Source organism: Pseudoalteromonas qingdaonensis (genome assembly GCF_038739665.1).
In the GTDB taxonomy this organism is placed as follows: Bacteria; Pseudomonadota; Gammaproteobacteria; order Enterobacterales; family Alteromonadaceae; genus Pseudoalteromonas; species Pseudoalteromonas qingdaonensis.
In genome coordinates this window covers 104,066-111,479 of the sequence record NZ_JBCGCU010000010.1, presented here as the reverse complement: position 1 = coordinate 111,479, position 7,414 = coordinate 104,066, and the positions used below count along the sequence as shown (strand labels likewise).

Below are 7,414 nucleotides of genomic sequence, written 5' to 3'. Positions count from 1 at the left end.
TCCGCAGAAGCAGCAACAAAACCCGTGTAGATTTCACCGTTTGGCTGCAGGTAGCGCAAAGCAAACTCGTAGAAGCAGCTTGGTACCGCGAACTCACCATCGCTGAATTTTACTCTTGCGTCATCGGCCAAAGTCGATGATTGCTCAAGTAGCACTTCCGGAGAGCCTTTGATCTCGCCACCTGAGGTGTTAAGCGCAAAGCCAGCATCTTTTAGTTTCTGGTTTACCTGTTCAATGGTGTCGAACTGAGCCAGGTGATTAACGAATTATCGAGGACACCCACTCTAACCCTTCATATTCTGAGATGGGTGTCTTGGTAATTTTTAAGGTGGGTGTCTTGGTAATTTTACCGCGATGAACCAAAAAAAAGCCCCTAATGGGGCTTTCTGTCATGCTCTATATCACAGCATAAATTAACGAGCGTTGGTGCTCTCAAAGATCTTATCCGCAGAAGCAGCAACAAAACCCGTGTAGATTTCACCGTTTGGCTGCAGGTAGCGCAAAGCAAACTCGTAGAAGCAGCTTGGTACCGCGAACTCACCATCGCTGAATTTTACTCTTGCGTCATCGGCCAAAGTCGATGATTGCTCAAGTAGCACTTCCGGAGAGCCTTTGATCTCGCCACCTGAGGTGTTAAGCGCAAAGCCAGCATCTTTTAGTTTCTGGTTTACCTGTTCAATGGTGTCGAACTGAGCCAGGTGATTAATGCTCACGGTGAAGTGATTAGCACGGTAGCCCCAGGCCGCCATCCAGGCTGCATACTCGCTCTCGGCAAGCAGTGCCTTGTAGGTTTCATGGCTTACCTGCCAGTGAGTGCCCGAGTACAAGAAGTTATCTGCGGTCACGGCATTTTCGTCGATTTGCTCGACCATCTCATGAACGACTTTTTGTAGCTCTGGTGAACACTGTTCAACTAATAGCTCAGAGATAAACACCTTAGGTTGAGTTGGATCTTCATGTTCGAAGTGCTTAGCGTACAGCTTTTTCGCTTCGAAGTGATACTCACCACACTCTTTGTAACCCACGGCTAAAAAATGGGCGGCTAGTTTCTCTAAACCTACTTTAGGCAGGTTGAAGGTACGCAGGGCAATATGATCGTTGATCACATCATCTTGCTGCGTTGAACCTAATAGCTCGTGAACCTTTACCGCTGAAGGCGTTACTTCAAGGTAGTTGTCCCACAGCTTTTCAAATAATGTATTTACATCGTTATGCATGTTTTTTCCTTAACGCATGTGCGCGTGAATTATTCTCAATTAAAGCATTAAGCCCGGCGCTAATTTTTCTGGTAACGTGCTTTTCGGTGCTTCCACAGAAGCCACAGGGTAAGCACAGTAATCTGCTGCATAGTAGGCACTCGCACGGTGGTTACCACTGGCGCCGATACCACCAAATGGAGCGGCACTTGAGGCCCCTGTGATTGGACGGTTCCAGTTAACAATACCGGCGCGAATGCGCTTTAAGAAATAGTCATAGTCGGTTTGTGAGTCGCCAAGCAGACCCGCAGACAGACCGAATGAGGTGTTGTTGGCCTCATCAATGGCCGCATCGAAATCACTGTAGCGATACACTTTTAACAGTGGGCCAAAGTGCTCTTCATCGGCCATAGTGATGTTAGATACATCAACAATACCTGGGCTGACAAAGCCGGTGTTCTCATCAAGGTGCTTCATTTCCAGCAATGAAGTTGCACCTTGGGCTACCAGCTGCTCGTAGGCAGAGCGCATGCCCGCCGCCGCTTTTTTGCTGATCATGGCGCCCATAAATGGTTGCTCTTCGGCAAAGCTGTCGCCAATTTGGATGTTTTTAGTCACGGCAATTAAGCGCTCAAGAATGGCATCGCCTTGTTCACCTTGCTCGATAAACAGACGACGAGCACAGGTACAGCGCTGGCCAGAGGTAATAAAGGCAGACTGCACAATATCATGCACCGTGGCGTCAATGTCGCTTACGCCTTTAATAATAAGCGGGTTATTGCCGCCCATTTCCAGCGCTAAAATCTTGCCCGGATGACCGCCAAACTGCTGATGTAGCAAGTGGCCGGTTTGCGAGCTGCCAGTGAAAAACAGGCCGTCGATATCCTGATGTGACGCCAACGCCTTACCCGTTTCTATCTCACCTTGAACCAGGTTAATCACACCCGCAGGCAGGCCGGCTTTCAGCCATAATTCAAGCGTGTGCTGTGCAACCTTAGGAGTCAGTTCAGAAGGTTTAAACACCACTGTATTGCCCGCAAGAATAGCCGGTACAATATGGCCATTTGGCAGGTGGCCCGGGAAGTTATAAGGGCCGAATACCGCAACCACACCATGAGGCTTGTGGCGGATAAAGGCCTGAGCGCCAGGCATGGGGTTTTCAACCGTACCGGTACGCTCGTTATAAGCCTTAATTGAGATAGCAATCTTGCCTGCCATAGCACCCACTTCGGTGCGTGTTTCCCACAGTGGCTTGCCGGTTTCTTCGGCTATGGTGGTCGCTAACTCTTCGCTGTTTGCTTTAAGCTGCTCGACAAAACGCTCTAATAGCGCGATACGCTCACTAAGCTCGGTTTGTGCCCAGTCGAATTGCGCCGCACGGGCGCTTTTTACCGCTGCGTCTACCTGCTCGGCACTGGCGCCTTGGCCTTGCCAGATCTCGGTATTGTTACTTGGGTTGATGGATGAAAACGCCGGGCCTTGGCCCGCAACCCATTGGTTATTAATTAATTGCACTTGCATAGCCATTCCTTAACGACTAGAGAGCGCGAAAAAGCGCACTGAATCACCCTGGGACACCCCAAGTGCTTGTGCGGTTTGCGCATTTAAATAAAGTTGATGTTTGATATCGCAATACTGTACGGCATCGCTAAATATAGCCCTGAACTCGCTGACCTTGTCATTACATATTGCCCAGGTGATCCCTTGCGGTCGCAAGTCTTCTTTGATCAATACCGGACACACCTTGGATTGGCGCACCGTGGCTATATTGCCTAGCTTGGCTTCTACCGTTGGGCCCGCATCGAACAGATCAACATAGCCGCGGTGCTCAAAGCCTTCGCGCTGCAATAAGCGCAGGGCAGGGGCTGTGTTTTCATGCACTTCACCGATCACGGCTTGTGCTTGCGGGCTTAACAGGCTGACATAAATCGGATACTTCGGCATCAGCTCACTGATAAAGGTTTTATCCCCTAAGCCCACCAGGTGATCCGCCTGAGGAAACTCAATGGAGAAAAAGTGCTGCTGTAGCCATTGCCAAAACGGCGAATGCCCTTGCTCGTCGCTCACCCCGCGCATCTCGGCGATTATGGTGTCGCTAAAGCGGTCACTGTGCTCGGCCATAAATAAGAAGCGAATTCGCGATAGAAAACGCCCAGTTAAGCCTTTGCGGTGTTCTTCGCGCAAAAACAGCGTACAAATTTCCGAGCAACCAGTGTAATCGTTACACATAGACAGGATTTCAACCGAGTTGTAAACACCTAGGTTGGGGCTGTGATGCACCGAGGTTGACAGCCGATAGTGGTATAAGGGTACAGACATGCCCACCGCAGCTTCAATGCCCGTGGTGCCAACTATCTGGCCGCTGTAGGTATCTTCTAACACGAACAAATAGCCTTCATCCCCAGGGCCATTGACCTGCTTGTTGAAGCTGGCCTCGGCACGGGCGATTTTAGCCTGTAACTGCTCATCATCCACGGGCAGGGAGGTAAAGCCGTGTCCTGACTCGGTGGCAATTTGTTTTAAGGCGGCGAAATCATCGCCGCGTATAGGTCGTAAAACTAGCATAAAATTAGTCGTCGCCAGTTACTGTTATTTAGCAGCAACAACCTGAGCAACCGCTTGTTCAAAGCGCGCCAGACCTTCTTTGATATCCGCTTCTGGAATAACAAGAGAAGGAGTAAAGCGCACCACATCCATGCCAGCGACTAGGCTCATTAGGCCGTTGTCCATAGCGGCATTAAGGAAATCACGGGCGCGACCCTTGTACTCTTCGTTCAGTACTGCACCTAGCAATAGGCCCTGACCGCGTACTTCACTGAATACCTTGTATTTGTCGTTGATGGCAGCCAAGCCGTCGCGGAACAATTGCTCACGTACTTTAACGCCTTCGAGCACTTCTGGGGTGTTTACTGTATCGAATGCGGCTTCAGCAACGGCACAAGCCAGCGGGTTACCGCCGTAGGTAGAGCCGTGTGTACCTGGCTTTAGGTGCTCTGCGATATCGGTAGTGGTCAGCATGGCGCCGATAGGGAAACCACCGCCCAAGGCTTTTGCAGTGCTTAGGATATCAGGTGTTACCCCCAGACCCTGGTATGCGTACAGGTGACCTAAGCGGCCAACACCGGTTTGTACTTCATCGAAAATAAGCAGGGCATTGTGCTTATCGCACAACTCACGCACGCCTTTTACGAAATCTGCTTCAGGGGCAATGATGCCGCCTTCACCTTGTAGCGGTTCCATCATCACTGCGCAGGTGTTGTCATCGATAAGTGATTTGAATGCTTCCAGGTCGTTGTAATCACAGTGCACGATATCGGCTGGTTTAGGACCGAAGCCGTCAGAGTAAGCAGCTTGGCCACCTACGGTTACGGTGAAGAAGGTACGGCCGTGGAAGCCCTTGTTAAAGGCGATGATCTTAGATTTTTGTGCGCCGAATTTATCCAGTGCCCAGCGACGAGCCAGTTTTAGCGCCGCTTCGTTCGCTTCGGCACCTGAGTTGGCGAAATACACTTTTTCGGCAAAGGTGGCATCGGTTAGCTTTTTAGCCAGGCGCAGAGCCGGCTCATTGGTCATCACATTAGCCAGGTGCCAGATTTTCTCGCCTTGCTCTTTTAAGGCGCTAACTAGAGCTGGATGACAGTGGCCTAAACAGTTAACGGCGATACCACCGGCAAAGTCGATAAACTCGTTACCTTGCTGATCCCATACGCGAGAGCCTTCGCCTTTAACCGGGATAACCTCAGACGGGTTGTAGTTAGGTACCATTACTTCATTAAATAGTTCGCGGTTTACTTGCATGACACACCTTTAAAATGAGAGAGCGGCTCGAAAATAGATGGCCGCTAATTATAGTCAATTATTATGGTCCTTATATTGACTAGTTAAGCATTAAATTTGCAGTGTCATATTGATAAATTTGCGTATAATCTCTATCAAAATGACGAAACAGGCAGCCATAATGATAAATCAACAAGATGAAAAACTCCTGGCCATGCTTAGAACCAATGCCCGTGCCAGCATCTCAGATCTCGCCCGCGCCTTGGATTTATCGCGCTCTACGGTGCAAAGCAGGATGCAAAAACTTGAGGAAAATGGGGTAATTAAGGGGTATAGCGTGGAGTATGGCGATGCCTATTTGTCGTCCATGGTGTCCGCCCATGTGTCTATCAAGGTCAAACAAAAGCTCACCACTAAAACCAATATCGAGCTCAAATATATTGATGCTATTACCGAGCTTTATGCCATCAGTGGTGAATACGACCTTATCGCCCTGGTGCAGGCGCAAAGTTTGGAAAAACTGAGTCACCTGCTTGATGATATCGGCAATCTTGATGGGGTAGAGCGCACCACCTCCTCGGTGATTTTAGAGACCAAGTTCAAGCGTTAATGGCGCTTGAGAGTTAGCTCACCGTCAATATGCAGATCCCTTTGTGGGAAGGCGATCACCACATTATGGGCGGCAAACTTAGCGCAAATAGCAAAACGAATATCGCTTTTTACCTTGCGTACACTGGCCTCGGCCTCGGCGTTAACCCAGAACACCGCATCGAATATCAAGGCGCTGTCACCAAAGTCGGCAAAAATCACCGAGGGTGCCGGGGTTTGCAGCACCGCTTCTGTTTCACTTAGTATTTCATTGAGCAATTTGGCGACTAGAACGACATCGCTGCCATAGGCCACACCGAGCCGTACATGGGTTCTGGCCATGGTGTCTATCAGGGTCCAGTTGGTCACCGTATTTTCAAGTAGCTGGCTGTTGGGCACCAGCATGTGCACGCCGTCGCTGCGGCGAATGCGGGTAGAGCGGGTATTAATGGTTTCCACCACGCCCTTGGCATCACCCACCTCCAAAAAGTCGCCGATGCGTATGGGGCGCTCCCAAATCAGAATCCAGCCGCTGATAAAGTTATTAATGATATTCTGGGCGCCAAAACCCACGCCAATGGCCACCGCACCTGAGACAAAGGCGAAGGCGGTCAGGGGAATATTGAGCACTTCCAAGGTGGTAAAGACGATGATAACAATGCACAGCACCAGGTAGATGCGTTTAAACAGCAGTGCCGCATCCGGGCCTATGCGCTTATTGATGATCTTCTTATGCAGCAGCTTGCCGATATAACGCACCAAAACCCACACCACCAGGATAATAAGCGGAATTTGGATCAGCTTGGCCAAGGTAAAGTCCGAGCCACCGTAACTAAAGACTACGGTCTCTAGCGCTTGTGTAAGTTTTTCGAAAAAAGGGCTATTTAACAAAGTCGTCTCCTTTTATTCTGTCTGTTCCATAGGCTCGAGCTTTTGCTCATCGAGCTTAAATATATAAATGTTGCGGCCTATGCCTTTAAACTCTTCGTCGGCTATTACCACAGTGTTGTTATCATAAAAGGTCACTGCCTCTTTTTGCGTCACTATGCCAAGGTTTACTTTTTGTACCTCGCCGGAGAAAAAATTATCTCCCTGCCAGTTTTTAAACAGCCAAAGATCCGTGGAGTCGAGCAGCGCCAGCGTGGTGCGATCCGGGCTCATGGCCGCCGAGGTCACCCAGCAGAGTTTTTCCGCCGTGGTGCAGGTTTTAAAGGAGCCAATAAATTCCGCCTCGTAATTGTCGGCATGATTGCCGATGCGATAGAGATTGGTTTTACCATCGAAAGGCTGGGTACGGTTTTTGGTAAATAAGTAAAGCTTATGCTTGTACTCGACAAAAGCCTCTAAATCGAAGTTTTTCCGATCTGGCGTCAGCGGCTCTTCCCACAGTTCTTTGTAGGTGAATTTAATGATCTCCGCAAAGGCTTCACCGGATTTGATATCTATGGGGTTTTCAATTTTATAAATGGTCAACCAGCGACGGTTATGTTCGTTATTGCCAAAATCCCCTAAAAAGAAGTGACCAAATTCGTTTTGCGTCATATCTTCCCAGTCGATGTTTTTGGCATTGGTGACTTCGATACGCTGTTGCACCTGACCCTGCTCATCGACCTGATATAAATACGGGCCGTCGCCGCCGTCGTTTATGGCCCACAAGCGTCCACGCTTATCGAATTCGATGCCGGAGACTTCTCTTAATTGCGGATCCAGGGTCACAAACTTGTGCTGATAAAGATAATAAATCAGGTACGAGGCAATCACCCCCGTAACCAGAACGGAGATAATGCTGAGAAAAACGAACGACTTTTTAAGCATAACAACACCAGAAGAATCAACGCCCTATAGTATAACAA

The 7,414-nt window shown here is 49.3% G+C and carries 7 protein-coding genes and 1 pseudogene; 1 reads left to right on the top strand and 7 read right to left on the bottom strand.

From position 1 onward, the window contains the following. The 5 genes and pseudogenes from WCN91_RS10575 to WCN91_RS10555 all read right to left on the bottom strand — a co-directional run. Positions 1-263 (bottom strand): annotated as a pseudogene (locus WCN91_RS10575) (2-oxoadipate dioxygenase/decarboxylase family protein); the annotation flags it as partial. 150 nt (positions 264-413) lie between these two features. Continuing rightward, positions 414-1,217 carry a DUF1338 domain-containing protein gene (locus tag WCN91_RS10570; RefSeq protein ID WP_342678841.1) on the bottom strand — a complete coding sequence of 268 codons (804 nt, stop codon included), beginning with the start codon at positions 1,215-1,217 and terminating at the stop codon, positions 414-416. A 39-nt stretch (positions 1,218-1,256) separates the two neighbouring features. After that, positions 1,257-2,717 (bottom strand): succinylglutamate-semialdehyde dehydrogenase, encoded by a 1,461-nt coding sequence (astD, locus tag WCN91_RS10565; protein ID WP_342678839.1) that lies wholly within the window; start codon positions 2,715-2,717, stop codon positions 1,257-1,259. Positions 2,718-2,726: 9 nt separating this feature from the next. Next, the gene (gene astA / locus WCN91_RS10560) at positions 2,727-3,761 is read right to left on the bottom strand and encodes an arginine N-succinyltransferase (protein WP_342678837.1); all 1,035 of its coding nucleotides are present in this window, start codon (positions 3,759-3,761) and stop codon (positions 2,727-2,729) included. 24 nt (positions 3,762-3,785) lie between these two features. Beyond that, positions 3,786-4,994: an aspartate aminotransferase family protein gene (locus WCN91_RS10555; RefSeq protein ID WP_342678835.1), complete on the bottom strand. Its 1,209-nt coding sequence runs from the start codon at positions 4,992-4,994 to the stop codon at positions 3,786-3,788. Positions 4,995-5,154: 160 nt separating this feature from the next. Between WCN91_RS10555 and WCN91_RS10550 the strand changes: the two genes are divergently transcribed. Beyond that, positions 5,155-5,583 carry an Lrp/AsnC family transcriptional regulator gene (locus tag WCN91_RS10550; protein WP_342678833.1) on the top strand — a complete coding sequence of 143 codons (429 nt, stop codon included), beginning with the start codon at positions 5,155-5,157 and terminating at the stop codon, positions 5,581-5,583. Here the strand turns inward: WCN91_RS10550 and WCN91_RS10545 are convergent. After that, a complete protein-coding gene (locus WCN91_RS10545; RefSeq protein WP_342678831.1) occupies positions 5,580-6,452 on the bottom strand; it encodes a mechanosensitive ion channel family protein in 873 nt (290 codons plus the stop codon). The genes WCN91_RS10550 and WCN91_RS10545 overlap by 4 nt on opposite strands. Before the next feature lie 12 nt (positions 6,453-6,464). Next, a complete protein-coding gene (locus WCN91_RS10540) occupies positions 6,465-7,376 on the bottom strand; it encodes a hypothetical protein (protein ID WP_342678829.1) in 912 nt (303 codons plus the stop codon). Between the last annotated feature and the right edge of the window lie 38 nt (positions 7,377-7,414).

Excerpts from the sequence above, each read along its gene's own strand:
- WCN91_RS10540 (WP_342678829.1), bottom strand. The coding sequence starts at position 7,376 with ATGCTTAAAAAGTCGTTCGTTTTTCTCAGCATTATCTCCGTTCTGGTT.
- astA (WP_342678837.1), bottom strand. The coding sequence starts at position 3,761 with ATGCTAGTTTTACGACCTATACGCGGCGATGATTTCGCCGCCTTAAAA.
- WCN91_RS10555 (WP_342678835.1), bottom strand. The coding sequence starts at position 4,994 with ATGCAAGTAAACCGCGAACTATTTAATGAAGTAATGGTACCTAACTAC.
- astD (WP_342678839.1), bottom strand. The coding sequence starts at position 2,717 with ATGCAAGTGCAATTAATTAATAACCAATGGGTTGCGGGCCAAGGCCCG.
- WCN91_RS10550 (WP_342678833.1), top strand. The coding sequence starts at position 5,155 with ATGATAAATCAACAAGATGAAAAACTCCTGGCCATGCTTAGAACCAAT.
- WCN91_RS10570 (WP_342678841.1), bottom strand. The coding sequence starts at position 1,217 with ATGCATAACGATGTAAATACATTATTTGAAAAGCTGTGGGACAACTAC.